We start from the raw sequence: 26,125 nt of genomic DNA, 5'->3' as shown, positions 1-26,125 counted from the left end.
AAATTATAGAATTAACACCCACCCCTATCAATCGACTTAATTCCCCAAACCTGTGTCTTATCGACTAATTTCTAGCTATAGCCACAATTTAACGGATTTACCTATCATAAAAAGCAAAAAATGGAGAACTATTGGCGCCGTTAAGAGCCGCATTCTGGGTTAAGGCTTGCCTTCCGCCCGAGCCTTGCGTAAGCCAGGCTGGGGACTGCAGCAGATGCTTACCAACATGCGACGCATCGCATGTGTTGTCCAAGTCTTAGGGCGTCACGTACTCGCCTGAACAATGGACGACTTGAACCAGTCGATCACAGGAGTGATCAGTGAGTTGTTGCGATGCCTGGTACGCAGCAGATAACCGTGATCCTCACGCAACACTGTTGGCCCCAGCCGCACCAATAACCCGTCCTGCACGGCCTTCTCCACGAGCGCCCCCCACGCGAGCGTGAGGCCATGCCCCTGAATAGCGGCGTTCAATAGCAGCGGATAATTGTTGAAGGTGAAGCTCGTCTTCTCGTCAATCGGACCGAACCCAGCCAGGGCTGACCACCTTGCCCAGTCTAGCCATCGTGGGTTGCGCTCATCCATATGCAGCAGCGCGACAGACCGCAAATCCCGCTCCGTCACGTCAGCGCTCAAGCCATGTGCCTGGGCAAAACCTGGGCTACACACAGGGAAGACTCTTTCAGGTGCGAGCATGATCTCCGTTTCGTGCCTTGGGTTTCGCTGATCGAAACTGATGGCAAGGTCGACGTCATGGAGGTTGGAGATGTCGTTTGTATCTACCGGAAGGATTTGGAACCGCAGATCAGGGAACTCATGCTGCAAGATATGCAGCCGAGGCAACAACCAGAGATGAGAGAAACCGAAATTGGCAGAAATTGTGATTAAAGGGACATGGTTGGAGAAACCTGCCTGAACGCGCTCCAGCGCGGAATGCAAATTTGACAATAGCGGTGATAGGTCTTCATAGAAGCGTTTGCCACCCAAGGTCGGTCGAAGCTGATTGCCGGACCGATCAAGCAACGTCCCCCCGACAGATTCCTCAAGGCTTCTGATCTGCTGAGAAATGGCGGGTTGAGTCGTCCCGATTTCCTTGGCCGCTGCGGTCATGGATCCCAATCTCACTGCAGCCTCGAAGGCCAGAAGCGCCTTCATCGCAGGAACAGCTCTCTTCTCGTCAGCCATAAGATTTTCGCATGCCACGCATAAGGTTTGAGTGGGTATCTCAACTGCCATCAACTACTTAGTCTTGGATTGGCGCCGACATCCAAAACAACAATAACTCGGTCATCCTCACATACAAATTCGTTCGCTGCCAAGCCCCAAACAAACACCGTCGATCAATCTGGTATGCGGAGAGTTGCCATGCGTAAATCGCTGTTGTGTCTAGCTTTTTCTGGACTTACCGTTTCATCACTGGGCGCCTTCGCGGCGACTGATACCGAACAGTGCAAATCCATTCGACTAGCCGATTTAGGTTGGGCTGATAACGCCGCTAACAATGGCCTGACCATGGCGGTTGCAGAGTCCATAGGCTATTCCCCCAGCAAGACCATGGTCGCAGTGCCCATCGCTCTCGCCTCGATCCAGGGAGGTAAGTTGGATGCGTTTCTTGATTACTGGTCCCCATCGCTCGACCCCACAGTCATGCCGTTGGTCAATGAAGGCAAGCTTCTTAAGCAACAGCCGCCAAACATGACCGGGGCCAAGTACACCTTGGCAGTTCCTACCTACTTGGCGGAACAGGGCCTGCATTCCTTTCAGGATCTCGCAAAATTCAAAGATCAACTGGGCGGCAAGATCTACGGTATCGAGCCCGGAAGCGGAGGCAATTCCTCATTGAAAAAAATGATCGAGAAGAACCTCTATGGCCTAGGCGGCTTCACACTGGTTGAGTCCAGTGAGACTGCCATGCGAATGGAGGTCTCGCGTGCCATCGCTCGTAATAAGCCGATTGTGTTCCTGGGCTGGGCTCCGCACCCCATGAACCTCGAATTCAAGATGACCTATCTGTCCGACGGGGATGAGGTGTTTGGTCCCGACTATGGTGCAGCCTCGGTCTACACCGTTACCGCGCCTGATTACGCAACACGTTGTCCGAACGCAGCGAAGCTCATCAGCAACATGCGTTTCGACACTGACATGGAAAGCGAAATCATGGTGGGTATTTTGAACAAACAGGACCCTGTAATGCTCGCCAAAGCGTGGATCAAGAAGAATCCGGCCTGGCTGGGAAAATGGCTGGACGGCATCACCACCTTTGACGGCAAAGATGCCATGAGTGCATCCCGCACCTACTTTGGCATCTGACGCTTTGTATTAGAAAAATGCATGGCATGGATTCGGCTTTCTGGCGTTTCCATTGGCCATGTTTTTTCCAAGAATGGTTCACCTCCACTCTCAGGATCTGCGAAATGCAAGCCACTGAATTGAAAATTCAAAAGACCCCACCGGCGGTGAAATTCTCGACAGGGCAGAACGAGTACGATGTTCCCGCTTTATGGCTCCGGGAAAAAACCCAAGACCCTGACTCTACGGACACGATCACTCAGCAGCGTCTGTTCGATTCCCACCTCATTGATCCGGACATCCAACTGTCTGCAGTAGAGGTGCTGACACAGGGTCGAGTACAGATATCCTTCAGTGATGGACACAGCGCCATCTATTCAACGGACTTGCTTTTGGCCGAGATACTCGATGCTGATAACACTCTCTCAGCTCTCGCCTGGGACAGCAGTCTGGATCAACGCCTCGTGCGGCATGACTGGCGTGCGCTGAACGATGACCAGGCATTTGAAGCTGCACTGACGGCGTATCTGAAATATGGCTATATCGTGCTGACACATGTTCCTAACACACAGGAGCAGGTATTGGACGTCGGCAGTAAATTTGGGTATGTGAAAGAAACCAATTTCGGCAAATATTTCGAAGTCTACTCAAAGCCTCAAGCGAACGATCTGGCTTATCGCAGTGTGCGTCTCGGGCCGCACACCGATAACCCCTACCGCGACCCGGTTCCAGGCATCCAGTTACTTCACTGCCTGGTCAATGAAACCACAGGTGGTCTTTCCACCTTGGTCGACAGCGTCAAGGTCGTTGACGCACTGAGACGCGAGGACCCTACGGGTTATACGCTGCTCAAGAACACGCCCGTTCGGTTTCGATTTGTAGATAAAGGGGTCGAATTGACCACTCGACGTCCAATGATCAACACCGATGACGCAGGCCAAACTCTGGGCGTTCACTACAGCCCTCGGTTGGACAGCTTGCCGCTGTTGAGCGCTGACGATGTAAAAGCATTCCACAAGGCCCGCAAGCGCCTCGCTGAGCTGTTCAACCACCCGGATTATGAAGTCCAGTTTCGACTGCAAGCCGGGGAGCTGATGTTTTTCGACAACAGTCGAGTTCTCCATGGGCGCACCAGCTACGATCCAACGCAAGGGCATCGGCATCTACAAGGCTGCTATATCGACCTGGACGGTCCGCTTGAGCGCTTGAGCGAAATTCGTAAACGGAAAAAATCAACTGAAGAGGCGGCATGAGATGGATCAGGTCGATTTCATCCGAATGAAGGATGGTTCTCGCGAGGAATATCATTTCCTTGAGCATTTGGAGAGTGAGTTCAACAAGGGCTTGGCAGACCGGATTCTAAATGCCCTGCAAGGGTTGGCCACGACGTTGAGCGGTTACAAGATCAACCGCCTCGATCACTCGCTTCAAACCGCCGCACGTGCCGAGGCCGACGGTGCAGATGAGGACATGATTGTGGGAGCGCTGATCCATGACCTAGGTGACGACCTGGCCCCTTACAACCACTCCCAATACGCGGCTTCCATCATTCGGCCCTATGTTCGCGGCGAGGTGGCCTGGGTTCTTCATCATCATGGTCTGTTTCAGAGTTTCTACTACGCCCATCATTTTGGTGGTGATAGGAACGAGAGAGACCGCTACAAGGATCATCCATGCTTTCAACTGTGTGTCGATTTTTGCGAGCTATGGGACCAAGCATCTTTCGACCCCAACTATCCGACCCCCGATCTAGCGCACTTCACACCAATGGTAAGGCGGATATTCGCTCGCAAGCCATTTGACCCAGCGGTGCTGGGTACGGAATATTCGCTTGCTTAAGTGAGCAGAAGGGCTTGGTAACCCTGCGTCGGTGCGCTGATGGAGCGCGCCGACATGCGGCAGAACTGATCGAGTCATCTCATTTTTCTGGCGACTCGGACAGCCTTTTAAAGACTGACAACACGGTCTTTTTGCCCGGTTTCAATCGCTAGCGCCAATCCAAATAACGAAACAGCTCCTCCTCTTGTTCAAAGTGCAGTTGCACCAAGGTGTCCAGGTGGATCAGTTGATGCTGGATCTCATCGGCAGTTGCCGTGGCGGGGGCGCAACTGAAGTCGTCGCTCATGCGCGCCAACAAATGAATCAGGCGAAAAATCTCCCGGTGGACGTGGCTCATGGCCGAAAGCGGGTCCTCACCTGCCATGTTTCGTATCAGCAGTGGATACAGCGTGTGCTCATCTTCGCGCTCATGCTGCGCCAGTGAGGTCTGCAGGTGGTTGACCAACTCCGCCAGGTCAGTCCGTGCCTGCTCAGGTGGTCGCTGGGCAAAATCGCTGGCCAGTCGATGCAGATTGCTCAGTAGCGCACCGAGTTGCTGGTGTTCAGCTTGCAGGTGATCAATATGCTCAGCGGCCAGCTTTCTTTTCCCCTGGGCCCAGAACGGCCCCAAGGCGCGCAAGGCGTTGACGATGATCACCACGTCGATGCCCTCCTGCACCACGGCACCGATCAGCGGCGGTAGATAACCGAAGGCCGCCAGCGCCATGGCCAGCAAGGACATTCCCATCCCCACCAGCACGCCTTGGCGGGCGATAAAACGGGTATGCCGGGCGATGTCCAGTGCCTCGACCAGACGATCGAGGCGATCGACCAGCAACACAACACCCGCCGCTTGTGCAGAAGCGGTGGCACCGCTGGCCCCCATCGCCACGCCGACGTTGGCCGCCGCCAGCGCGGGGGCGTCGTTGATGCCATCACCGACCATCAAGGTGCTGGCGCGCTGGCAACCCTGCTGTACAGCCTGCACTTTGTCCTCGGGGGTCAACCCGGCGCGCAGTTCATCTATCCCGGCGGACAGGGCAATCATTTCGGCAGTTTCCAGGCGATCCCCGGTGAGCATGACGATCCGTTCAATCCCTCTATTGCGCAGTCGACGCAGGGTTTGCGGGGTTTCGCGCCGAACGGTGTCGAGGAAGACCAGCAGGCCAGCGAGCTTGCCATCCACTGCGATGAAGCTTGCGCTGCATGCCTGGTAATCCATGTGGCGCAGCATAGTGGTGGCCCAGTCGGTCACGGGCGCATCGTTACTGGCAAACGCCAATGTGCCAAAACGCACCTGTACCCCGTCGACCTGCCCAGACAGCCCTGCACCGGGGCTCTCCTCTACTCCTTGCGGGACGCAGAGCGGCAGTTTGCGTTGATGCGCAGCGTCGACGATAGCCTGGGAGATGGGGTGCGTCGAAGCCTGCGCGAGCGAAGCGGCCAGGCCAAGCAGGCGTTGAGGATCGATGGGGCCGTTCGTCTCGATCGACTGCAAGCGGGCATGCCCGCTGGTCAAGGTGCCGGTCTTGTCGAGGAATACCTGTTTAATGCCGGCCAGCGCTTCCAGGGTCACGCCATCCTTGATCAGTATTCCGCGCCGCGCCGCCCGCGAGATACCGGACATGATGGCAATCGGCACTGCCAGTATCAAAGGGCACGGCGTGGCCACCACCAGAACCGCCAGTGCCCGCAAGGCATCGCCACTCATGTACCAAGCCGTGGCAGCCATCAGCAACGTCAAGGGGATGAAGAGCAGTGCGTAACGGTCAGCCAGACGCACGAAAGGCGCACGGGAACGGCGTGCCGTCTCGGCCAGGCGCACGATCCCGGCGTAGGTGCTTTGCGCCGCCGTGCGTGTGGTGATGAGCAGGATCGACGCACCGACATTGGAAACCCCGCTGGACAGTTGTTCGCCTTCCCGGCGCGTCTGGGGTAACGATTCGCCGCTGAGCGCCGACTCGTCGAGAACCGCCACAGGGCTCAGCAAGCGACCATCAACCGGAATCACTTCCCCCAGCCGCACCAGTAATGTTTGATTGGGCTGGACCTGCTCAACGGGGATTTTGCGTAAGCCGCTCTCCTCCTGCACCCAAGCAAAACGTGGCGCCCGATCGATGAGCGCACTGAGCTCCCGCTCGGCACGTTGCCGGGTAAAGAACTCCAGGATTCGGCCGCTCGCCAGCATCAAGGCGATCAGCGCTGCTACCAGGGCCTGCCCAAAGACCAGGGCGGCGGTGATCGACAGCAGGGCGATCAGGTCGACACCGCTCTCGCGCCGGGCCAGGCGCTTCAGGATTTCAACCAGCAGGACCCCAGACATTACCAGGCTGCCCGCCGCCCAGCATATCGACGCCCATTCGGGTTGCTGCGCAATATGCGCAACGGCCCCAGCCAGCAGCGTCAGAGCGGTGAACAGCAAGAGAACGGGGTCCAGCCATTTATCGAGCATAAGAAAACTTCCTCAAAAACGATTGGCCTGCCTCGTTGTGCGAATCCTGGCGCGCGCCCAGGGCTCGACCCGCTTCCGTGTCGTTGCCCGTAGGGACATGGCCCTTACCCTATCGATCCTAGCGATCAACGGCCAGCGAGCACTGTTACCCACTTGACCTAGCTCAATGTCTTGACGCTGACCGAGGGTAAAAAAGAGGAACGGGCGACTCCTGCCCCTTCTACCGAGGACATCGTCATGAGCGACCTGAGCCTGCGTAACACCATTCTGGAAGAGCTTGAATTCCAGCCCGGTATCGATGCCGCCGACATTGGCGTTGCCGTACACAACGGGGTTGTCACCCTGACTGGCCATGTCAGCGACTACGCCCAGAAAGTCAGCGCCGAACGTGCCGTCAAGGCGGTGAAAGGCGTGCGCGCAGTGGCCGAGGAACTCCAGGTAAGACTGGACAAGGAGGCCGGCACGACAGATGACGCCATCGCCACTCGCGCGCTGCACATCATTGATTGGAGTTCCGATCTTCCAATAGGCGCTGTCAAGGTGATCGTGGAGAACGGCTGGATCAGCCTGGAAGGCCAGGTGGACTGGCAGTACCAGAAGGAAACCGCAGAACGGGCCGTGCGCAAGCTCTCGGGCGTGGTCGGCGTGGACAATCGACTCACGCTGCGTCCCCAGGTGGCTGTGGCCGATATCCAGCGGCGCATTGAAGAAGCGCTCAAGCGCAATGCCGAAATCGACGCCAAGGCGATTCAAATCAAGGTTGAAGGCAGTGTGGTCAAGCTTGAAGGCAGAGTGCATCTGTGGCGTGAACGTCAGATCGCGGAACGGGCCGCCTGGTCTGTACCGGGGGTCAACAAGGTAGAAGATCATTTGCTGATCGCCTGAATCTGTAGCCCGCAAGAACCCCTTGGCCCCCGCAACGCTGTTCACTCAAGCAAGTAGCGGAATCTACTCTTGAACTGAACAGCATTACCTTTTCTCAGGGATTTTGATATTCCGCCTGCGTGCTCAACTTTGAGGGATGACGTTCATGAACTCACCTTCGCAAAAACTGATGGAAAAGCTCTACGGTCGGCAATTTCACGTTGATAGAGCCCACATAGCCCCTTTGCTGCGTCAATACGCTGAACCACTGCCGGACCTGGACTCACCCGGCTTTGCCGAACTGTTCGATCGCTATGCCGACGCGCGGGTGGTGTTGATCGGCGAGGCGAGTCATGGAACCAGCGAATTCTATCGAGCCAGGGCGGCGATTACCCAACGGCTGATCGAACGTCACGGGTTCAATATCGTGGCGGTTGAGGCCGACTGGCCGGACGCCGGCCATGTCGACCAGTACGTCCGCGGGCTGGCGCATTCGGCGTGGAAACGCCACATCTTCAGCAGGTTCCCGACCTGGATGTGGCGCAACAGCGAAGTCAAGGCATTCACCCGTTGGCTGCATGGACACAATCACCCGCTGGCTGCCGAACAACGAGTCGAGTTCCGTGGCCTGGACGTCTACAGCCTGCGCAACTCCATTCATGAGGTGCTGAGCTATTTGGAACGGATCGACCCGCATCTGGCCCATGAAGCCAGGCGGCGCTATGGTTGCTTGACTCCGTGGCAGGATGATCCCGCGTTGTATGGTCACTTTGTCGAGCGCGACGGTGTAATGCCCTGCGAACAAGCGGTGGTCGAGCAGCTCAACGTCATGCTGGCCGAGCAATTGGCCGGGCTCATCCGCGACGACGAAGCGTTCTTCAACGCGACGCAGAACGCCAGGGTGGTGGTGGCGGCGGAACAGTATTACCGCGCGGTTTATCGAGGATCGACGCTCTCCTGGAACCTGCGGGACCGACACATGTTCGAGACGTTGCGTGCCTTGCTCGAACATCGGGGGCCGCACGCCAAGGCAGTGGTTTGGGCGCACAACTCCCATATCGGCAATGCAGGCGCCACGGAAATGGGTTGGAAGGGGCAGTTCAACATCGGTCAACTGTGCCGTAGCACCTATGGGCGTGACGCCGTCTTGATCGGCATGGCCACCGACAGAGGCCAGGTGGCTGCCGCCGATGACTGGGACGGTGAGATGCGGATCAAGGACATTCGCCCTTCCCGGCCGGACAGCTGGGAACATCAGTTCCTCAGGGCTGGAGTGGCGGCGTCCCTGACCGATTGGCGGGATCCGCAGCGAAAAGAACTGCAACGCGTGTTGTCCACCCCTTTGCTGGAACGGGCCATCGGGGTGATTTACCGCCCCGAGAGCGAGCGTTTCAGTCACTACTTCGAGTCGGTACTGGCCGAACAATTCGATGCCATGATCTGGTTCGAGCAAACCAGGCCGGTCACGGCGCTGCCCCTGCCGCAAAACCAGCAGCTGGAACCGGAGGACGAAACCTATCCGTTTGGCGTATGAAGAGGTGGGCAGTTTGTTGAGGGGTTGGAAACCAGCAGGTATTTCTCAAACCAGTCGCCGGCCAGCCTGGCGACTTCCTCCAAGGTGCCGGGCTCTTCGAAAAGATGCGTGGCCCCCGCCACGACTTCCAATGCCTGCTCGCACCGAAGGACCCGGCGAATCTGGTCATTCAAGCCCAACACCAGTGGGTCCTGTGCACCGACAATCTGCAAGGTCGGCGCCTCCACCCTGACCAGCGCCGGCCCCGCCAGGTCGGTTCGCCCTCCCCGGCTGACCACCGCTGCCACCACATCCACGCGCTCGGCGGCAGCCACCATAGCCGCTGCTGCGCCGGTACTGGCACCGAACAGACCGATTCGCAGCGCGCGCAGTTCAGGGTCGCGGCGGGCCCAGTCAATCACATGGATCAGTCGCCTGGCCAACAAGGGAATATCGAAACGCAACTCCCCGGTCAGATTGTCCATGCGCTGCTCCGGTCCGGTGAGCAGGTCGAACAACAGCGACCCCAGGCCACGACGGGCCAGGACATCGGCCACGTATTGATTACGCGGGCTGGCGCGACCACTGCCACTGCCATGTACGAAGATCACCAGGGCGCGCGTGTTCGCCGGCAAACGCAGATCGGCCGATAGCTCCACGCCTGGCAGGTCGATGGATCGAGATTGAGGTTCAAGCATCAGGATGCTCCGTCGTGCAACCGCTCGACGCTTCCCGCTGCCAGGCCTGGTGCATGAGATCGATGACTTCTTCGTCCGAAGTCTGGGCAAAACTCAAATACCAATAACCGATCGACATCATCCACTCGGGAATGAGCGGGCAAATCACTTCATTCACTTCGCTGCGCAAAGCCTCGACCGTTTCCAAAGGAGCAACCGGCACCGCGACAACGATGCGCGCCGGGGACTGCACGCGTACCGCATGGACCGCAGCCATCATGGAGGAACCGGTCGCCAGGCCGTCGTCCACCAGGATCACGACCTGGTCCTTGAGCTGCAACGGCGGGCGGTTTTGCCGATACACCTGTTCGCGCCGAGACAATTCCTGCGTTTCCCGGGCGACCACGGCCTCGAAACTGGCGCGATCGATCGGATGCACCCGCAAGGCGTCGTCATTGAGGATTTGTATGCCACCGCTGGCAATGGCGCCCATGGCAAACTCCGGGTGCGATGGGATGCCCAGCTTGCGCACCAACATCAGGTCCAGGCGAACCTTCAGGGCGGTAGCGACTTCATAAGCCACCGGGACGCCACCACGGGGCAAGGCGAGGACGATGACGTCAGGTCTGTTGGCGTACTTGAGCAAGGGCTCCACCAGTCGCCGCCCGGCCTCGGTGCGGTTCGGCAAAGTGGTTTGCAATGAGGGGCTCTGAATCATGGGAACCTCCTGAGGCAATGATGCTGTCGCTTCGTTATGGACGATCCTGGCCGCGCTAGATGGCTAGAACGCTACAAGGCACCTGGTAGAGGGTATGTTCGGTCGTGCTGCCCAAAAGCTTTTCCAGGCCATGGGACTGGACCCTGCCCATCACAATCACATCCATATGCTGCTCATCGGCGAACGCACTCAGCACCGCCACAGGGTGCCCTTCAATGAAATGACGCCGGTCAGCGGCCACACCATATCGGTCAGCCAGGTCGAAAAAAGATGTTTCATGTTCTTTGCGCAACTGCGCGCCAAGGTCCGAGAGCGTTAGACCGCCGCCGCCCATATCGCCCATGTACACCATCGAGATGTCGCAGGCGTACAGCAAGTGCAACTCGGCATCACATTGGATGGCGAGCCCGCATGCCTGCTGGATGATCTGCTCATTGAGCTCGTTGTCCTGCGCCAGGGTATTGGACGCATCGACCGCCGCCACGACCTTGCGCGGCAGGGGCAGGTCACCTTCACTTTCACTCAGCAGGTACACCGGTACCGGGCAGTGACGCAGCAAGCGCCAGTCCAGCGGGGTGAGAAAAGCCCGCTTTACCGCTGATTCGTGCTGCACCTGCTTGATCAGCAGGTCAGGCTGCATTTCGGCGACGTGATCGAGGATGTCTTGCTGCATGTCATCGGCCCAGGTCACCTCCGTCGTCACGTCGATGCCTCTTTCGCGCAGGTGATTCGCCTGGTTCTTGAGCCAGTCGCGATGGTCTTGCAGGAAGCCTTCGCGCGCCTGTTCCCGGTCACCTTCTTCAAGCAGTGACAACAGTTTCCAGGACGGAATCAAGGCGGCGACATGCAAGCTCGCACCGCTGGCCTTGGCCAGGGCCGCGGCGTGTTCCAAGGCTTGGGACTGGCGCAGGGCCGGGTTGATGATCAGCAATAACCGTTGATACTGGCTCATGATCGGACTCCATGGAGCTTGCACGTTTGTCACTGCCTGCCACGGCGGGCCACTGTCGTGTTTGCCGCTGCAACGGGCACCTTCGTTGTAGGTTCACCATCCTCCGTCAGGGCAACCGTGGCGTTGATATATATCAAGTACTTTCGTCGGCCAGGCATTCAACGACGCATGCGCGTCGGGGCGGGCTGGTGGTTCGCCCTCGCCAATGACCGGCCTTTGTTTGGGCCGCGATTGATCAATGTCAATCTCGTCAATGACAACCGGATTACCTTGGTTGGAAACCCAGGCACAATGGTGCAGCGCCTGGGTAGCTGACCCATGGGTTACCGACAGGAGAAAGGCGATGACGATCCTACTGGCTAGTCAGCGGGTGCGCCTGTATGACAGCAACGAGCTGGATGACGTGCTGCAGGCAATGGCGCGCAAAGCCGCGACCCTCCTGCCTCCGACTCACGCGGCACTGATCGGTATCCAACGCCGGGGCGAACCGCTGGCGCAACGGTTGCGCGAGTACATTGCCCATCTGACCGGCCAGCCGCAATTGCCTCTTTACCCTCTCCGGGTCAAGCGCTACGCCGACGACCTGCAGGTGCTGCATACCTACACCCAATTGACCGAAAACCCGGCCCTGGGCGGTCTCGACCTGGCCAATACCACCTTGCTGGTGGTCGACGATGTGCTCTTCGAAGGCCATTCGCTCTTGCGCACTTGCGCCTACCTGGCGCAACTGGGGGCCCGTCGCGTCCATACCGCCGTGCTGGTGGACCGGCATATCTGCCAGCAACCGATTCGGGCCAACATTGTTGGCATACATTTGCAGGTCGCCGCCGATGACATCGTCGAATGCCATGTGCCGCCCTTCGAAGCGCAGTATTGCATTGAGGTGGTGCGCCATGGCGCGGCCCGTTGAGGATGCGCTCGATCAAGGCCGGCGGGCCAGGCAAGCTCGCAATGGTAAAAATGCACAGGGATACGTGCCACTGAAATGAGGCGCCTTGCCGGCAGCCTCAGAGGAGTCTTGCATGCTCACCCTGCCCCCGCTTCTTTTTGCCCTGCAAGGCAGCGAGCAGTATGCCGCTCGCGTGGCTCAACGGCTTGGCTGCCCGTTGGCACGCCATGAGGAACGTGACTATGAAGACGGCGAACACAAGTGTCGCCCGTTGGATCCGGTAAACGGTCGCGAGGTCGTAGTCTTCCACGCCTTGTATGGCGACGGTCGGCAGAGCGCCAACGATAAGCTGTGTCGCCTGCTGTTTTTTTGCGGCGCCCTCAGGGATGCCGGCGCGCGCCAGGTGCAGGTGGTTTGCCCTTACCTCTGCTATGGGCGCAAGGACCGCCGCAGCCAGCCTCAAGACCCGACCATCACGCGCTACGTGGCGTCGTTTTTCGAAGCCAGTGGCGTGGATCGCCTGCTGACCCTGGACGTGCACAATCCCGCCGCGTTCGATAACGCCTTTCGCCTGCCTGCATGGAATCTGCAGTGCGCGGAACTGTTTGCCGAGCATTTCGCTACACGAGTCGGCGACGCCGCCGTGGTCGCGGTGTCTCCGGACTCGGGGGGGACCAAGCGCGCCGAACACTTTCGCCAGGCCCTGGAGCGACAACTGGGACGTACGGTCGGCAGCGCCCTGATGGAAAAGCACCGTGCCCATACCACGCTCACGGGCACCCTGCTGATCGGCGATGTTGCCGGCAAGACCGCCATTGTTTTCGATGACCTGATCAGCACGGGGGACACGCTCAAACGTGCTGGCCTGGCTTGTCAGAAGGCCGGCGCCACACGTTTGTTCGCCGCCGCCACCCATGGTTTGTTTACCACTGGCCCTCAACTGTTCGACCCGCCGATCTTCGAACACATCGCGATTACAGACACCGTTGCGCCGTTTCGCCTGCCGCCCGAGTGCGTCACGCAACACTTGCAGGTGCTCGACAGCACCGGCCTGATCGCCACGTTCCTGGTGGAAAATGGTGCATTTTCAGGAAACGGCATGCCTGGCCTGTCGCTGCATCGATGACAACGTGCAGAACAGGAATGATTCCATTCTGGTTCGCCGACCGAATCCTGACTGGACGGAATCCGATTAAACCGAGCCTGGAGAGAGCATGCACTTCTTAGCCTTGGCAATGGATTTTGACGGGACCATTGCCGAAAACGGCAACGTCCCGCCGCAGGTCTGTGCAGCGCTCACGCGCCTCAAAGAGAGCGGCCGCAAGCTACTGCTGGTGACCGGCCGGGAACTGCAAGCGCTCAAGCACCAGTTTCCAAACCTTGATCTGTTTGACCTGGTAATCGTCGAAAACGGCGCGCTCTTGTACGACCCCGTCACGGACACCGAAGAACTCATCGCTGATCCAGCTTCGACCGAACTGGTGGCCAGCCTACGTGGCAAAGGGGTCTCGCCGTTGTCGATCGGCCGATCGGTCATCGCCACGTGGCGTCCGTTTGAAAACACGGTGCTCAGCAGCATCCGCGAACTCGGCCTGGAGTGGCAGATGACGTTCAACAAGGATGCGATCATGGTCCTGCCTCCTTGTGTGAACAAAGCGTCGGGCCTGAGTGCTGCTCTGCAAAGACTGGGTATCAGTGAGTTGAACGTGGTGGGCGTGGGCGATGCGGAAAACGACCACGCCTTTTTATCGATCTGTGGCTGTGCCGCGGCCGTGAACAATGCCATTGCGTCGATAAAGTCCAGCGCAGACGTGTGCCTCAGCCAAGACCATGGCCGCGGGGTCTGCGAGCTGGTGGAGATGCTGCTGGAAAAAGACGCCGCGCTGGTACCCATCGAGCGCACCGGGGTCGTGTTGGGCCAGACCGTTGATGCGAACAAGGCCTGGCTGCCTGCGGAGTCGGTGCTGCTGGTCGTTGGCAATTCGGGCTCTGGCAAATCCAGTTTCATTACCTGGCTGACAGAACGAATGGTCCAGGCTCGCCAGGATTTCTGCATCATTGATCCGGAAGGCGACTATCTGACCCTTGACGATGCGGTTACGGTGGGCGGCCTGACCACGCCCCCGACGACCGAGGAGTCGGTGCAACTGCTTCTACAGGCGCGGCTTAACGTTGTGATCAGCGCCCTGGCTCTGGATCCGGCGGCGCGCGTGCAACTGTTTGGGGAGCTATTGCCTGCAATCCATCATCTTCGCAACGTTTCGGGGCGACCCTATTGGCTGATCGTGGACGAAGCCCACTACATGCTTCCCCACTGTGCCAGTTGGCCACCCGGCTTTCTCGGCAACATGGGGGCAATCATCGTTGCCCTGAACTTCGATCAGGTATGCCCGGCGCTCCTTGAGGAGGTTGACGTGCTGGTAACGTTGGGCAGCACTGCCCGGGAACTGGTCGAACAGTTCGCCAAACGCATACAACACAGCTGGCCCGCCTTTCCAGGGCGTTCACCAGGCCTGGAACATGGCTGTCTGTGGAATATACGAGAAGGCGAACAAGTGGTGTTGCTCGACCAGGTCCAGCCAGACCAGAAGCACCATCGTCACAGCGGCAAGTACGTCTCGGGAAATGTAGGCGCATGGCATGCCTTTCACTTTCCAGCCCTAGGCAAAAGTGCCGCGAACCTGACGGAGTTTTTGTCCCTCTCGATACAACTGCCCGATGTCGCTCTTGGCGAACATTTGAAGGCCGGCGATTTTTCCAACTGGTTTCGCCATGTGATCCGGGACGATGTGCTTGCCAACAAGACACGCCTCATTGAAACGGACAGCACCCTGGCCCCCAGCAAAGCATTGGAACAAATCCAGCAATGGGTGCAATCGCGCTACCACCTTTAGGGGGTCATGTCGTTTGCATCCGGGCTCAAACGCACTGTTCCCGATTCCACTTGAACAGCCCCTCAAGCAGCTAGAGCTTATGTTCAAGATCAATGAAACTATCGGCCTGCCAATCCCAACCCTGGGCGTCGGCGGCATCGGGTGCAGGCGCGCCACCGTATTCCATGGGCCGGTCGATATAGGCCGTCATCAGGCCGCAATTCCTGGCTGCCGCAAGATCGCTGTGGTGGCAGGCCACCAGGCAGAGTTCATTGGGTTTGATGTCCAGTGCCCTGGCCGTAGAAAGGTACGCCGCAGGATCCGGTTTGTAGGTTTGCGCGAATTCCGCCCCCAGCAGCGCGTCCCACTGCAAACCGTTGTAGCGGTTCATGGCGATCATCAAGGCCACATTGGCATTGGACAAGGTCACCACCGCAAAGCGTCGACGCAGCAGGGCCAGGCCCTCGGCCACGTCAGGCCACGGGTCCAGGCGACGCCAGGCATGGGCAAGCGTGTGCAATGCCTCGGGGGCAACCTGCTCGACTTCCAGGCCGTAACTCGTCAACAACTGGACCAGCGTCTCGTAGTGCAATGTGTCCAGCACGACGAAGCCTCCATGCCCCTTGATGCACTCGCGCAGCGCTGGCGCATACAACCGGCGCCATTGCATTGCAAATTCTGTGGGGCTGACAGCGGGCAGGTAGGTCGACACGAAGGTACTCGCCTCACGTGCGATGCCTGAATGCCAGTCAACCACGGTACCGAACACATCGAATGCCAACGCTCGTGGAAGCGTCATCGCAAGACTCCTCTGCTATTTGCGGTCCAGCCTGGCACACCGGCCGCTGGGGCACTGGAACGCAGGAATCAATGAGCTTAGCTTTATCCTCGTCAAGCGCCATCGATACTGCGCAGGCTCCTATAGCTTGTGACTGCCCAACACCCGATACCGTTGCGGCGCTACTTTGCGCAGTCGCGCCGCGAGGAACACGCCAGCCAGCAGGGCTGCGGGAATGATGGCGCAGAGGCCATACGACAAGGTCTTGCTCGCGCCCGTCAGCACATCGAAATGCACCACCGCGATAAACAGGACCGCCAGTAGCGCGATGCAAGAGAACCCCGGGAAAATCCGCCCACGCCAGATCCCCAGCTTGAGCTCGGGGTGGCGCCGGGCAAAGGCCCATACCGCGGCGGACGTGAGCGCCATCAGCAAAATCACGCAAAGCGTCGCCAGGTTGGACAGCCAGGCGAAGAGTTGCAGGATCGGATCGGCATCCATCGCGGCGAAAATCAGCACGACCACGGCGGAGATCAAGCTCTGCAGCGCCGAGCCCATGTGCGGGCTCTGATGGACGCGATGGGTGGTCCCCAACCGGCTGGGCAGCAAGCCGTCACGCCCGATGGCGTAGAAATAACGGGCCGCGGCATTGTGGAACGCCAACAGCCCGGCGTAGATGCTGACCATGAACAGCACGCGGATGACCTGGGTCAGGTGCGGGCCGACAAAGTGATCGGACATGCCATAGATAAACGTCGTCGGGTCCTGCAAGGCCTGAAGCGTGGAGACGATTTTGTCCGCCCCTACGCCAATCACCATCGACCAGACCGACAGCGCGTAGAAACCACCGATCAGCAACACCGAACAGTAGGTGGCAATCGGGATCGTACGTTTCGGGTTCTTTGCCTCTTCGCCGTAGATGGTGGTGGCCTCGAAGCCGATGAACGCGGCGAAACAGAACAGCAGGCCGATCGACGGGGTGCCGCTGAACACGTGGCGGCCCTCAAACGCGTCGAGATTGATGCCACTGTCGCCGCCGGTCCTGAGAATGGCGAAGTCCAGGAGCAGGATCGCCAGATATTCGGCGATCACAATGACCGACAACACCCGTGCCGACAGATCGATCTTGCGATAGCCGAGAATCGCAACGCTGGCCATCGCCATCAGCGAATACGACCACCAAGGCAACACCAGGCCGAACACGCTTTCCATCGTGCCGCTGACCACCCCACCGAACATGCCATACAGGCCGACCTGGAGGATGTTGTAGGCAAACATCGCCAGCACCCCCGCCGCCCCACCGGCCAGGCCACCCAGGCCGCGAGAGGTGAACGCATAGAAACCACCGGCGTTGGTGACGTGCCGGGACATGGTCGTGTAGCCGACCGAGAACGCCAGTAACACCAGCAGGGCCAGGATCAGCAACGCCGGCGTGCCGGCACCGTTACCCAACATGATGCCAATGGGAAAGCCGCCGGCGATGACACTCAAGGGGCTCGCCGCCGAAACCACGAAGAAGATGATGAAGCCGACACCCAGGGCCCCACGCTTGAGCTCCGTGGAGCTGTTGACCGGGAGAGGTACACTCATGTTTTCTTGACCTTATTGTATGAGGCAGGCGTTGTAGGATCGATGCAGTCAACCGCTCACCGTCACCGGATGGCGTTGTAGTTCTTGTCGCACGCTGGATTCGATCCTATGCCTCTCCCTGAACCTCCCACTATCCCAAATCGGTAACAAGAGACCTGTGCTCGAAAAAAACCGGACAGGTCATCATCCATCCCCTCCCGCCCCTCATTGCAAGGCGATACGTGCCGTCAGTTCCGATGCCGCGCCGGTAACCAGGTCGCACAGGTAACCCGGTTGAAACGCCCGGAACCGTTCACTGCGCCCGACCAGGGTCATGCTCCCAAGGACGCGCCGTTTTTCGTCGAAGATCGGCGCCGCAACGCCACTGCGTCCCGGGTACAACTCGCTTTCGCTGATACAGTAGCCCTGCTTGCGGATGGCGAGCAGGCTCTTGGTGAACGGCTTCCACGCCAACCCCAGGTGCAACAATCCGGACGGGATCGCGTGAGCGTCATAGATGCGTCGGATCTGGCGCGGCAGCAGATACGCCAACACGACCCGCGAGGTCGCGCTGTGAAAAAGATCGATCGGCCGCCCCCTGTCGCCACCGACCGGGCCGACATCGAAACCCCGCTGGATCAGCACGTTGACCACTGAATCGCCATGCCACTCACTGACCAGCGCATCCAGGCCGGTATCGTCGACCAGCCTGTCGACCAGGTCCCGGCTGCATGCCAGTAACGGATCGTAGTTCGCCATCTGATGTTCCAGCGTGACGATTCGAGGGCCGAGTGCGTAGCCGCGCGGCAACCGCTTCAAGAAGCCCGCGTCGCCGAGCTCGCGCAGATAACGATAGGCGGTGGCAGGCGTGTAGCCGAGCTCCTGGCAAATGATGTCCACGTCGATGACCGGCTGCTCAGGGCGAAACAAGTCGAAGACTCTGAGCAGGCGGCGAAGGCTATTCATCGTTTCTACATCCTTGTGAAGTCAAGCCAGCCCGTTGCGCAGTGCAGCAGGCAGATATTCAAGCGAGTGCGCAACCGCTGATGGCAGCGCGCGCGGTTTGAGAGGGCAGTTCGGCGAACAGTTCCTGATATTCCGCGGCAAAATGGCTGAGGTGATAGAAACCCCATTGGGCGGCGGCATCGCCGATCGAAAGACGCGACGCCTGGGTGGTCATCAAGGTTCGGCGTACACCGTTGAGCCGCACGGAGCGCAAGTAATTGAGCGGTGTCGTCTCGGCAACCGAACGGAAGCTGTTCTGCACGGTACGTCGACTCACCTGGAGTCGCTGGCACAACTCGTCGACGCTGGGCACGTTGTTCAGTTCCGCGGTCGCCAGGCGATGGCATTTCTCGACAATGAAGCTGCGCGTGGAGCTTGGCGAACGCTGCTGCTTGTCACAGGCCGGGTCGGTCATGAGTTGCAGCAACTCGCCGAGCATGGCCTGTTCCAGTTCCTGCTCCCGGTCCTGCCCATTGTCGTGCTCTTCGTTCGAGAGCGCCTGGGAGAATGCAGCCAGCATCCGACGTCGAGCGTCAGCGTAGCGTTGCGCGGGGAGCCTGATTACAGGCTGACGGAGTAACTGGCTGATTTCCTTGGCCGACGCGGTTTGCGCCAACGCCTGTTCGAACAATTCGCGTTCGAAGGTAATGGCCAGCAGCTCCATGCCCATCGGCATGTGGAACATGAACTCCTCACCGCCATGAAGAAAGAACAGGCTGCTCTCGTCCACCTCCCGACCCTGCATCCGAATCGAACCCGGGACGGTGATGGGCACGGCAAAGCACATCTTGCCTCGGGGGGCCACGCCATGCTGCACCACGCGTTGGTTGATCTGCTCGCGGAATACGTGGCAACGCCCCGTCGTCAACTGGATGAGCGAACTCTCGGCCGAACCGGCGGTTAACTGGTTGTAGTCCTGGTTCCAATCCTGGACGGTGGCGGCGTGGACATGGATGTCACGAAAATGGCTGATGTTCAGATTTTTCATGGTGATGCAAGCCTCGGCCGATATTCTTGTTTTTAGAACGCCTTGTTGCGCGATATTCTCACATTAAGAGAATTATGCAAATTTTCTTTAGGTCGTGTCAGTGCTCTGGTGCTGACGCTTGAACCGGCCCGCCCAATGTGCCGATTCGGGCTACCGGCCAGGAACGGGCCACGAGGATGATCGGGACACTGAAACCGACATCCTGAGAGACCGTCATGAGTGAAGCCAAACTAGAATCCCTCCATTTCGCCGATGCCCCGCGGATCAACACCGCCATTCCTGGCCCCAGGGCCACCGAGGCCCTGGCATTGTCGGCGCGTACCGAGTCGATGGCTCGCGGCGGCGCACGCATGCCCGTGGCCATGGACCGGGCCTTCGGCGCGACCTTCAAGGACGCCGATGGCAACACCTACATCGACCTGTCCGCTGGCGTGGGCGTCAGCAGCGTAGGCCGCTGCCATCCGAAGGTGGTGCAGGCCATTCGCGAACAGTCCGAAGTGCTGATGCATGCCTTGGAAGTCAACAGCACCCGGCGCACCGAACTGGCAGCCAAGCTCTCCGAGATCGCGCCCGACGGCTTGCGCGGCGACTGCATCACCTTCTTCACGCAAAGCGGCAGCGATGCGCTGGAGGCGGCGATCAAGTTCGCCAAACGCGTCACCGGACGGCACCAGATCATCGCCTTCCACGGCGGCTACCACGGCGTGTGGAACGCCTCCGGTGCGCTGACCACAGGCACGGCCTATCGCAAGGGCTACGGCGCCCAGATGGGCGGGGTCATTCATGCGCCCTACCCTTATGCCTATCGTTTCCCCTTCGACACCACGCACAAAAACGCCGAGCAGATTGCCGGCGACTACGTGGACTACCTGCTGAACACCCCCTACACCGCCGCCGATGATGTGGCCGCCGTGATCGTCGAACCGGTGCAGGGCGAAGGCGGTTACGTGCCACCCTCACCCGAGTTCCTGCAATTGTTGCGCAAGGCCTGCGACCGCAGCGGCGCGCTGCTGATCGTCGATGAAGTGCAGTCCGGCGCCGGGCGTACCGGCAAGATGTGGGCGGTCGAGCACTCGGGCGTGAAGCCCGACATGCTGACCTTCGGCAAGGGTATCGGCAGCGACCTGCCGATGGCGGGCCTGATCATGCGTTCGGACCTGGCAGCCGCGATTCCTGACGGATCGATGCCCAACACCTTCGCCGCCAACTCGTTGTCCGCGGCCGTGGCGCTGACCAACATCAGCATCCTCCAGGACCCGGAGCTCGATCTGCTCAACCGCGCTCATACGCTGGGGCTGGAAGCGCAGGAACGTATCCGTGGCTTCGACAGCCCGCTGGTCGGTGAAGTCCGTGGTCGCGGCCTGATGATCGGGATCGAGCTGGTCGAGGACCCGGTCACCAAGGCGCCACTGGCACCGGAAAAGATCGGCCAACTCATGGGCTACCTGTTGAACCACGGGGTGCTGATGATTCCCTGCGGTCGCTATAGCAACGTGATGCGAGTCATGCCCTCGCTGACGATCTCGCGCGCGCTGTTCTTCAAGGCACTGGACATCTTTGGCGACGCCCTGGCCTCCCTCAAGGGATGAGGTGTGTATACCCCGACTACTCCACATCAATCAGGGACTGCAAAATGACTCAACACCTGAACCACTTCATCGAAGGCGCGTCCTTCGAGGCCTCCGACGGCCGTCGCATGACACTCGTCGACCCCGTGACAGAACAGATCTACGGCAGCTCCGCGCGCGGCACCGCCGAGGACGTAGACCGTGCCGTAGCGGCGGCACTCTCCCAACTTGAAGGTGGCGCCTGGAGCCAGCTCGACGGCGCCCAGCGTGGCCGGCTGTTGTCGAAGCTGGCGGACCTGGTGGAGCGCGACACCGACGTGCTGGCTGACCTGGACGCCAATGCCATCGGGCGCTCACCGATCGAGCCGCGCCGGCTGGACGTACCCAATGCCATCGCCAACCTGCGCGCCGCCGCCGGCTGGGCCAACCAGCTGGAGGGCCGCACCATTCCCACCGGCGGCTACTTCGGCACCAAGGCCCTCTCGTACACGATCCGCGAGCCGGTGGGCGTGGTTGGCGCCATCGTTCCCTGGAACTCGCCGCTGATGATCACAGTCTGGAAGCTCGCCGCTTTGCTGGCGGCCGGCTGCACCGTGGTCATCAAGCCTTCGGAAGAGACGCCACAGTCGGCCCTGCACCTGGCGGCGCTGGCTCAGGAAGCGGGCTTCCCCGACGGCGTGATCAACGTGGTCACCGGCTACGGCAACGAGGTGGGCCGGGCTTTGTGCGAGCACCCCCACGTCGCCAAGATCAGCTTCACCGGCAGCCCCGAGGCCGGACGCGAAATCCAACGCACCGCTGGTGTACTTTTCAAGCACGTGGCACTGGAGCTGGGCGGCAAGAGCCCACAGATTGTCTTCGACGACGCCTCGTTCGAGGACGCGCTGTTCGGCTGCTCGCTCGGCCTGTTTGCCAACCAGGGACAGATCTGCGCGGCTGGCTCGCGCATCCTGGTCCAACGCAACATCGCTGATCGCTTCGCCGCAGCGCTTGCCGATGCCGCGCGAGCCGTCAAGGTCGGCGACCCTCGCCAACCCGACGTGCAGATGGGGCCGGTGGCCAAAAAGGCGCAATTGGATCGCGTCAACCGTTACATCCAACTGGGCATCGACCAAGGTGCCACCCTGCTGGCCGGCGGCGTATCGAGCCCTGAGCGGGGCTGGTTTGTCCAGCCGACGATCTTCGCCAATGCCCGCAATGACATGGCGATCGCCCGGGACGAGATCTTCGGCCCCGTCGGCACGGTGATCACGTTCGACAGCGAGGACGAGGCGATCGCGCTGGCCAACGATTCCAACTACGGCCTGGCGGCCACGGTCTGGACAAGCGACCTGGTGCGAGCACACCGCGTCGCCGCAGCGGTCAAGGCCGGTGCCGTGGGCATCAACTGCTGGAGCCCGCTGGACGCCAACCTGCCCTGGGGCGGCGTCAAGTCCAGTGGTGTTGGCCGTGAAGGCGGATTTAGCGGCGCGTTGGCCTATACCGAGGAGAAAGTCATTACCGTATTGCTACCCAGTTGAGAACAAAAATCCGCACTGACCGGACCACCCTCCAAGCCCCTGTGTCGTGGAGGGTGGCCGTCCAAAACGTGCATTTTCGATGCCTTGATGATCGATGGAGAGACCGCGATGAATCCGGAAAATCAAACAATAATTGATCGGTATCCGACGTCCCTGCGTATGTTGCACTGGGTGCGCGCCGTGCTCATCGCCGGCCTCCTCTGGGCAGGCTGGCACATGACCGGGCTCGATGACGAAGTGGCGAGCAAATATGAGCTCTACTACCCGTGGCACAAATCCTTTGGAGTGCTGGCGTTTCTACTGGCCCTGATTCAGATCATCCTGCGCGTGCGCACCCCCAGGCTGCCGCAACCGCCGGAGACGCTGGCGCGCTACGAGAGAGTTTCTTCATGGCTTGCGCACCGCACCTTGTATGCACTGCTGGTGATCGTGCCGTTGATGGGCTATTCGATGTCGAGCACCTACACGATGAGTGACGGGGTGTTCTTTTTCGGAATAAACCTTCCGGAACTACTTGGGAAAAATGACGACTGGTTCGTCGTCTTTCAATGGCTGCATAAAGTGCTCGCCTACACCCTGCTCGGCCTGATCGTGGTGCATATTGCCGGCGCCCTCAAACACCGGCTCTTCGACCGGGACCCTCGAAGCGACGTCCTGCGCCGCATGCTGTGACTTGATGAGGCGTTGGCAAAAGATGCCAACGCCTTCACTCACGGCTCGGACCGCAGAGGCCCGGTAAAGTCCGCTGGCACAGCGACTGGCTTGACGAATACCGCATCCTCCGTCAGCAAATAACCTTCCTTGATCGCCTGTTGTTTGGCGGCCTCAAAACGACTCGCATAACTTGCATAGCTGCCGTACAACGCCTTCAGCTGTTGCGCGGAATATGGCACTTTCGTGTCGAAGGCTGAGCCGCAGTCGGTTTCATGGTCGGTCAGGTAGGTGGCGCTCGGGACCTTGATCCACGGCGGACGTACACCTCCCAGCAGGTTGCCGGTCTGTGGGTCGCGGGCAACACTCTTCCCCTCCCGACCGACCCGTTCAGCCTTGGGCATCGGCACACCTTCGCGCACCCAGCGATCCATCGCGTCGAGGATCGCGGACACGACCGTCTCCACCGGCTCGTCATAGAGAGACTGGCATTGCGGATCGTTGCGCTTGTCACCGTCAGCCGGGTGCGGCTCCGTTCCGTCAGTGCCCTGATCGACAAGCCGCAGGTGCGGCATGCCCGCGACCTCGTAGTAACGCAGCTTCGGTTGGTCCGTATCTGACGGTAGCGCGATCTCCTGACTGGCATCGTGCACCACCTCCGTCTGGCTGTAGACCGTCACGAACGGAGCATCCATGGGGATTTTGCGCGGCACCCTGAGCACCTCGCCCCCCAAGTCGCCATATACAACGTGCCCCGTCATATAGGCGTCGATCAGCGGTTTGCCGTCCGGCATGCGCCACTGCTGGTGACGGCCCTGATCGAGATAATCGAGCCAGAGCTGCCCATTGATTGCCCAGGTATTGACATAGATGCGCTTGACGTCGAGCCCTTGTGTGGGACCGTTTTCAAGGTTTGACTTGAGCAGCAAAGCCAGTTGCGCAGCAATGCCCTGCGCCTGGGGCGGGTACTGATCGGGACCGCTGCCGCGTCGAAACCGGTCGCTGTCGTAGTAGCTGCCGAGCGGTGCGTAGCGCTTGTAGTCGTAGCGCCGCATGAAGTCCAGGTTCAAGTTACGGGGCTCGGGATCCCAATCCAGTGTCTTGGGGTCGTTCGCCGGGCGATTGATGCTGAGTGTATAGCCGGCGAAAGCGTAACCCTTGCGCATCAGGTAGTTGCGGGTGAGGATCCAGCCCGCGCCGCGTTCACCCATCCAACTGAACGGCTCCATCACGACTGTGCCGTTGAAGCGACCAGGATCCTTGGGTTTGCGGATAAGAAAACGCGTCACGTAGGGCGCGTCGAACAAGTGCTCGCCAGAAGCGGTGATCGCTGGCGCGAGCCCCAGCAGGTAGTACTCCTCCTCTACATACCCCAATCGTTCGAGGTCGACATACTCCGTGCCGCGCCTTGACGCGGACGCGAGAGGCAACCGGCCACTGGGAGGTACCGGGGAGATTTGTGGCATGGATGGCGTTTGCGCGACGACGGGCGTGCCCGTCGTCAGTACCAGCAAAGCCGCCATGGAAAGCCTGGGCAACCAAACCTCGCCCATGGGCTTCATTTCCAGACTCCAATAGTTTTCCCATTGGGCAATCGCAGCGCCTGAAGGGCTCCCCCCGTCTTCATCTCGTCCTTCATCGGCGCGAGCTGCAGGTCGACCTTGTCACCCGGTTTGAGCGTATTGGCCATCCAGCCCTGACGAATCAGGATATTCGGGCCGCCGGCCTCGATGGCCCAGGTCTCGCTCTTATCCCCGGCCGGCACATCGACGAACAACCAAACGTGAGGATTCTTAAACTGCACCTCACTCACTGTGCCGGCAATCGTGACGAGCTTCGACATGTCGAAGGCCGAGTAGGAGTGATGGGCAAAAACCACAGGTGCCGGCAAGCCCAGGAACGCCAAACTGAACAGCATGAATTTGAGATTCACTTCGTGTCTCCTTGATTATTATTGTCCGCTTGGTTCAGGCTCCGTCGCTCGGGAATCGTCGTGATTTCCGCGCCCGTCACGGGATCGATCGACTCGTTATTGCTGTCCTCGCAGACGAACTCCATGAACTCGCCCCCCTTGGGCGCACGGCGGAAAGTCAGCGGCGCCCATTGCCATGGTTTGACCAGCGCATCCGGATCTTCGACCCTGCCGTCCACCTGCAGCAGGCCTTCGTCGTTGATGAAGATCCTCTCTTTGATGATCATGCGCGGGCCATGGCCGAGCGAATCGTCGGCATGCCCATACTCGCCCAACGTGGTTTCCTGCCGGATGTTGGTCGTCTCGACGACCAACACATTTCCCTCCCAGCGTGCGACCGAATGGCCCTCGAACGTCGGCGGCGCTTCCTCCGGATTGGGGTGGCCGCGCCCATCGAGGTAAATGCGACGAGTCTCACGCAGGAACTCTTGCGCCCAGTTGATTTGCGTCGGCGTCTGCATGATCTCTACCGCGTAGGGCCCGACCATGTTCGTTGGCATGCCCAGCACCTTGCACGAGGTCTTGAACTCGCTGCCCACTTTGGCGAGGGCTTCAGTGCGCTGCTTGGCGCTCTCGAGGTAGACACCCTTGAGTTCCGGCGTGGTGCCGAATGGAGGGCCGATATTCGTGTCGGGGTTGTCGGCACCAGTGCTGTTGACGAGGGGGTCCACAGAACTCCCCACCGGCATCCACAACCCGCTGATGTCGGGCGGTGCAGCTTTCGGTTGGGCCGCGCTGGAGGTTGCACTGGGCGTTGCGGCGATGGCGAACGAGGGATTCGCTGCGGCGGCCAGGATGGCCAGCAGCGCGATGACTGCATGAGCAAGAGGGAGCATTTTCATAGGCATGACCTGCGTCTTTTTCTACACGTTGGTAGTGACTGACATCCCGAAACCGCCACCGTTGAAGTGCGTGACGGCCTGTGCCAGGCGCGTGGGTGTGGTTGATTCAAGGGGGACGATATGCAAGCACTCCGTTGGGGGAGACATCCCAAATCAGCATGCGCTCCACGGTGTTTGCCAGCGTGGA

At 59.8% G+C, this 26,125-nt stretch carries 23 protein-coding genes; 11 read left to right on the top strand and 12 right to left on the bottom strand.

Going from position 1 to position 26,125, the window contains the following annotated elements; genetic code table 11:
• Positions 1 to 264: 264 nt before the first annotated feature.
• Positions 265 to 1,185: a LysR substrate-binding domain-containing protein gene (locus ASC85_RS17390; protein ID WP_057450640.1), complete on the bottom strand. Its 921-nt coding sequence runs from the start codon at positions 1,183 to 1,185 to the stop codon at positions 265 to 267.
• A 180-nt stretch (positions 1,186 to 1,365) separates the two neighbouring features.
• On the opposite strand from ASC85_RS17390, the gene choX reads away from it, so the two are divergent.
• The 3 genes from choX (at position 1,366) to ASC85_RS17375 (ending at position 4,128) form a co-directional block, all read left to right on the top strand.
• Positions 1,366 to 2,310, top strand: coding sequence for a choline ABC transporter substrate-binding protein (gene choX, locus ASC85_RS17385; RefSeq protein ID WP_057450639.1), 945 nt, complete (start codon positions 1,366 to 1,368; stop codon positions 2,308 to 2,310).
• Between the two features lie 104 nt (positions 2,311 to 2,414).
• Positions 2,415 to 3,542, top strand: coding sequence for a TauD/TfdA family dioxygenase (locus ASC85_RS17380; protein ID WP_057450638.1), 1,128 nt, complete (start codon positions 2,415 to 2,417; stop codon positions 3,540 to 3,542).
• Position 3,543: 1 nt separating this feature from the next.
• Positions 3,544 to 4,128 (top strand): HD domain-containing protein, encoded by a 585-nt coding sequence (locus ASC85_RS17375; protein ID WP_057450637.1) that lies wholly within the window; start codon positions 3,544 to 3,546, stop codon positions 4,126 to 4,128.
• 148 nt (positions 4,129 to 4,276) lie between these two features.
• Here the strand turns inward: ASC85_RS17375 and ASC85_RS17370 are convergent, their stop codons facing one another.
• The gene (locus tag ASC85_RS17370) at positions 4,277 to 6,559 is read right to left on the bottom strand and encodes a heavy metal translocating P-type ATPase (RefSeq protein WP_057450636.1); all 2,283 of its coding nucleotides are present in this window, start codon (positions 6,557 to 6,559) and stop codon (positions 4,277 to 4,279) included.
• A gap of 237 nt (positions 6,560 to 6,796) precedes the next feature.
• Between ASC85_RS17370 and ASC85_RS17365 the strand changes: the two genes are divergently transcribed.
• Entirely contained in the window at positions 6,797 to 7,444 is a 648-nt protein-coding gene (locus ASC85_RS17365; protein ID WP_057450635.1) for a BON domain-containing protein, read from the top strand.
• A 145-nt stretch (positions 7,445 to 7,589) separates the two neighbouring features.
• Complete coding sequence (locus tag ASC85_RS17360) at positions 7,590 to 8,957, top strand: erythromycin esterase family protein (RefSeq protein WP_057450634.1); 1,368 nt, start codon at positions 7,590 to 7,592, stop codon at positions 8,955 to 8,957.
• On the opposite strand, the gene ASC85_RS17355 is transcribed toward ASC85_RS17360, so the two are convergent.
• From ASC85_RS17355 to ASC85_RS17345, 3 genes are read right to left on the bottom strand one after another with little or no spacing between them, the layout of a single operon-like run.
• On the bottom strand, positions 8,939 to 9,634 hold the full coding sequence (locus ASC85_RS17355; RefSeq protein ID WP_057450633.1) for a dienelactone hydrolase family protein: 696 nt from the start codon (positions 9,632 to 9,634) through the stop codon (positions 8,939 to 8,941). The two genes, ASC85_RS17360 and ASC85_RS17355, sit on opposite strands and share 19 nt — an antisense overlap.
• Entirely contained in the window at positions 9,627 to 10,331 is a 705-nt protein-coding gene (locus tag ASC85_RS17350; protein WP_057450632.1) for a phosphoribosyltransferase, read from the bottom strand. The genes ASC85_RS17355 and ASC85_RS17350 overlap by 8 nt, the downstream gene beginning before the upstream one ends.
• A 55-nt stretch (positions 10,332 to 10,386) precedes the next feature.
• Complete coding sequence (locus ASC85_RS17345; protein ID WP_057450631.1) at positions 10,387 to 11,283, bottom strand: universal stress protein; 897 nt, start codon at positions 11,281 to 11,283, stop codon at positions 10,387 to 10,389.
• Between the two features lie 343 nt (positions 11,284 to 11,626).
• Here ASC85_RS17345 and ASC85_RS17340 point away from each other — a divergent pair, with 343 nt between their 5' ends.
• From ASC85_RS17340 to ASC85_RS17330, 3 genes are all read left to right on the top strand, one after another.
• On the top strand, positions 11,627 to 12,193 hold the full coding sequence (locus ASC85_RS17340; protein ID WP_057450630.1) for a phosphoribosyltransferase family protein: 567 nt from the start codon (positions 11,627 to 11,629) through the stop codon (positions 12,191 to 12,193).
• A 112-nt stretch (positions 12,194 to 12,305) separates the two neighbouring features.
• Positions 12,306 to 13,298, top strand: a complete 993-nt coding sequence (locus tag ASC85_RS17335; RefSeq protein ID WP_057450629.1) for a ribose-phosphate diphosphokinase — start codon at positions 12,306 to 12,308, stop codon at positions 13,296 to 13,298.
• A gap of 88 nt (positions 13,299 to 13,386) precedes the next feature.
• Positions 13,387 to 15,066, top strand: a complete 1,680-nt coding sequence (locus ASC85_RS17330) for an HAD-IIB family hydrolase (protein WP_057450628.1) — start codon at positions 13,387 to 13,389, stop codon at positions 15,064 to 15,066.
• A gap of 70 nt (positions 15,067 to 15,136) precedes the next feature.
• Here ASC85_RS17330 and ASC85_RS17325 read toward each other — a convergent pair whose 3' ends face one another.
• From ASC85_RS17325 to ASC85_RS17310, 4 genes are all read right to left on the bottom strand, one after another.
• Positions 15,137 to 15,844, bottom strand: coding sequence for a haloacid dehalogenase type II (locus ASC85_RS17325; protein ID WP_057450627.1), 708 nt, complete (start codon positions 15,842 to 15,844; stop codon positions 15,137 to 15,139).
• A gap of 120 nt (positions 15,845 to 15,964) precedes the next feature.
• Positions 15,965 to 17,413 (bottom strand): APC family permease, encoded by a 1,449-nt coding sequence (locus ASC85_RS17320; protein ID WP_057450626.1) that lies wholly within the window; start codon positions 17,411 to 17,413, stop codon positions 15,965 to 15,967.
• 204 nt (positions 17,414 to 17,617) lie between these two features.
• Entirely contained in the window at positions 17,618 to 18,358 is a 741-nt protein-coding gene (locus ASC85_RS17315) for an IclR family transcriptional regulator (RefSeq protein WP_057450625.1), read from the bottom strand.
• Between the two features lie 58 nt (positions 18,359 to 18,416).
• On the bottom strand, positions 18,417 to 19,385 hold the full coding sequence (locus ASC85_RS17310) for a helix-turn-helix domain-containing protein (protein WP_057450624.1): 969 nt from the start codon (positions 19,383 to 19,385) through the stop codon (positions 18,417 to 18,419).
• Positions 19,386 to 19,600: 215 nt separating this feature from the next.
• Here ASC85_RS17310 and ASC85_RS17305 point away from each other — a divergent pair, with 215 nt between their 5' ends.
• The 3 genes from ASC85_RS17305 (at position 19,601) to ASC85_RS17295 (ending at position 23,145) form a co-directional block, all read left to right on the top strand.
• Complete coding sequence (locus tag ASC85_RS17305; protein ID WP_057450623.1) at positions 19,601 to 20,974, top strand: aspartate aminotransferase family protein; 1,374 nt, start codon at positions 19,601 to 19,603, stop codon at positions 20,972 to 20,974.
• Positions 20,975 to 21,018: 44 nt separating this feature from the next.
• Positions 21,019 to 22,473, top strand: a complete 1,455-nt coding sequence (locus tag ASC85_RS17300; protein ID WP_057450622.1) for an aldehyde dehydrogenase family protein — start codon at positions 21,019 to 21,021, stop codon at positions 22,471 to 22,473.
• A 108-nt stretch (positions 22,474 to 22,581) separates the two neighbouring features.
• Entirely contained in the window at positions 22,582 to 23,145 is a 564-nt protein-coding gene (locus ASC85_RS17295) for a cytochrome b (protein ID WP_041931187.1), read from the top strand.
• Positions 23,146 to 23,183: 38 nt separating this feature from the next.
• Here the strand turns inward: ASC85_RS17295 and ASC85_RS17290 are convergent, their stop codons facing one another.
• The 3 genes from ASC85_RS17290 to ASC85_RS17280 are packed head-to-tail and all read right to left on the bottom strand — an operon-like array spanning position 23,184 to position 25,938.
• Positions 23,184 to 24,686, bottom strand: a complete 1,503-nt coding sequence (locus ASC85_RS17290; RefSeq protein ID WP_201785299.1) for an alpha/beta hydrolase domain-containing protein — start codon at positions 24,684 to 24,686, stop codon at positions 23,184 to 23,186.
• Entirely contained in the window at positions 24,683 to 25,057 is a 375-nt protein-coding gene (locus ASC85_RS17285) for a DUF6152 family protein (protein WP_028236820.1), read from the bottom strand. The genes ASC85_RS17290 and ASC85_RS17285 overlap by 4 nt, the downstream gene beginning before the upstream one ends.
• A complete protein-coding gene (locus ASC85_RS17280; protein ID WP_057450621.1) occupies positions 25,054 to 25,938 on the bottom strand; it encodes a hypothetical protein in 885 nt (294 codons plus the stop codon). The genes ASC85_RS17285 and ASC85_RS17280 overlap by 4 nt, the downstream gene beginning before the upstream one ends.
• Positions 25,939 to 26,125: the final 187 nt, after the last annotated feature.

Origin of the sequence: Pseudomonas sp. Root401 (assembly GCF_001425105.1) — a bacterium.
Classification (GTDB): Bacteria; Pseudomonadota; Gammaproteobacteria; order Pseudomonadales; family Pseudomonadaceae; genus Aquipseudomonas; species Aquipseudomonas brassicacearum.
Note: the sequence above shows the minus strand (reverse complement) of the source record. Positions and strands in the feature narration are given on the sequence as shown.

Excerpts from the sequence above, each read along its gene's own strand:
- ASC85_RS17345 (WP_057450631.1), bottom strand. The coding sequence starts at position 11,283 with ATGAGCCAGTATCAACGGTTATTGCTGATCATCAACCCGGCCCTGCGC.
- ASC85_RS17310 (WP_057450624.1), bottom strand. The coding sequence starts at position 19,385 with ATGAAAAATCTGAACATCAGCCATTTTCGTGACATCCATGTCCACGCC.
- ASC85_RS17355 (WP_057450633.1), bottom strand. The coding sequence starts at position 9,634 with ATGCTTGAACCTCAATCTCGATCCATCGACCTGCCAGGCGTGGAGCTA.
- ASC85_RS17280 (WP_057450621.1), bottom strand. The coding sequence starts at position 25,938 with ATGAAAATGCTCCCTCTTGCTCATGCAGTCATCGCGCTGCTGGCCATC.
- ASC85_RS17390 (WP_057450640.1), bottom strand. The coding sequence starts at position 1,185 with ATGGCTGACGAGAAGAGAGCTGTTCCTGCGATGAAGGCGCTTCTGGCC.
- ASC85_RS17360 (WP_057450634.1), top strand. The coding sequence starts at position 7,590 with ATGAACTCACCTTCGCAAAAACTGATGGAAAAGCTCTACGGTCGGCAA.
- ASC85_RS17305 (WP_057450623.1), top strand. The coding sequence starts at position 19,601 with ATGAGTGAAGCCAAACTAGAATCCCTCCATTTCGCCGATGCCCCGCGG.
- ASC85_RS17350 (WP_057450632.1), bottom strand. The coding sequence starts at position 10,331 with ATGATTCAGAGCCCCTCATTGCAAACCACTTTGCCGAACCGCACCGAG.
- ASC85_RS17370 (WP_057450636.1), bottom strand. The coding sequence starts at position 6,559 with ATGCTCGATAAATGGCTGGACCCCGTTCTCTTGCTGTTCACCGCTCTG.
- ASC85_RS17325 (WP_057450627.1), bottom strand. The coding sequence starts at position 15,844 with ATGACGCTTCCACGAGCGTTGGCATTCGATGTGTTCGGTACCGTGGTT.
- ASC85_RS17330 (WP_057450628.1), top strand. The coding sequence starts at position 13,387 with ATGCACTTCTTAGCCTTGGCAATGGATTTTGACGGGACCATTGCCGAA.
- choX (WP_057450639.1), top strand. The coding sequence starts at position 1,366 with ATGCGTAAATCGCTGTTGTGTCTAGCTTTTTCTGGACTTACCGTTTCA.
- ASC85_RS17300 (WP_057450622.1), top strand. The coding sequence starts at position 21,019 with ATGACTCAACACCTGAACCACTTCATCGAAGGCGCGTCCTTCGAGGCC.
- ASC85_RS17315 (WP_057450625.1), bottom strand. The coding sequence starts at position 18,358 with ATGAATAGCCTTCGCCGCCTGCTCAGAGTCTTCGACTTGTTTCGCCCT.
- ASC85_RS17380 (WP_057450638.1), top strand. The coding sequence starts at position 2,415 with ATGCAAGCCACTGAATTGAAAATTCAAAAGACCCCACCGGCGGTGAAA.
- ASC85_RS17365 (WP_057450635.1), top strand. The coding sequence starts at position 6,797 with ATGAGCGACCTGAGCCTGCGTAACACCATTCTGGAAGAGCTTGAATTC.
- ASC85_RS17340 (WP_057450630.1), top strand. The coding sequence starts at position 11,627 with ATGACGATCCTACTGGCTAGTCAGCGGGTGCGCCTGTATGACAGCAAC.
- ASC85_RS17295 (WP_041931187.1), top strand. The coding sequence starts at position 22,582 with ATGAATCCGGAAAATCAAACAATAATTGATCGGTATCCGACGTCCCTG.
- ASC85_RS17320 (WP_057450626.1), bottom strand. The coding sequence starts at position 17,413 with ATGAGTGTACCTCTCCCGGTCAACAGCTCCACGGAGCTCAAGCGTGGG.
- ASC85_RS17335 (WP_057450629.1), top strand. The coding sequence starts at position 12,306 with ATGCTCACCCTGCCCCCGCTTCTTTTTGCCCTGCAAGGCAGCGAGCAG.
- ASC85_RS17290 (WP_201785299.1), bottom strand. The coding sequence starts at position 24,686 with ATGAAGCCCATGGGCGAGGTTTGGTTGCCCAGGCTTTCCATGGCGGCT.
- ASC85_RS17375 (WP_057450637.1), top strand. The coding sequence starts at position 3,544 with ATGGATCAGGTCGATTTCATCCGAATGAAGGATGGTTCTCGCGAGGAA.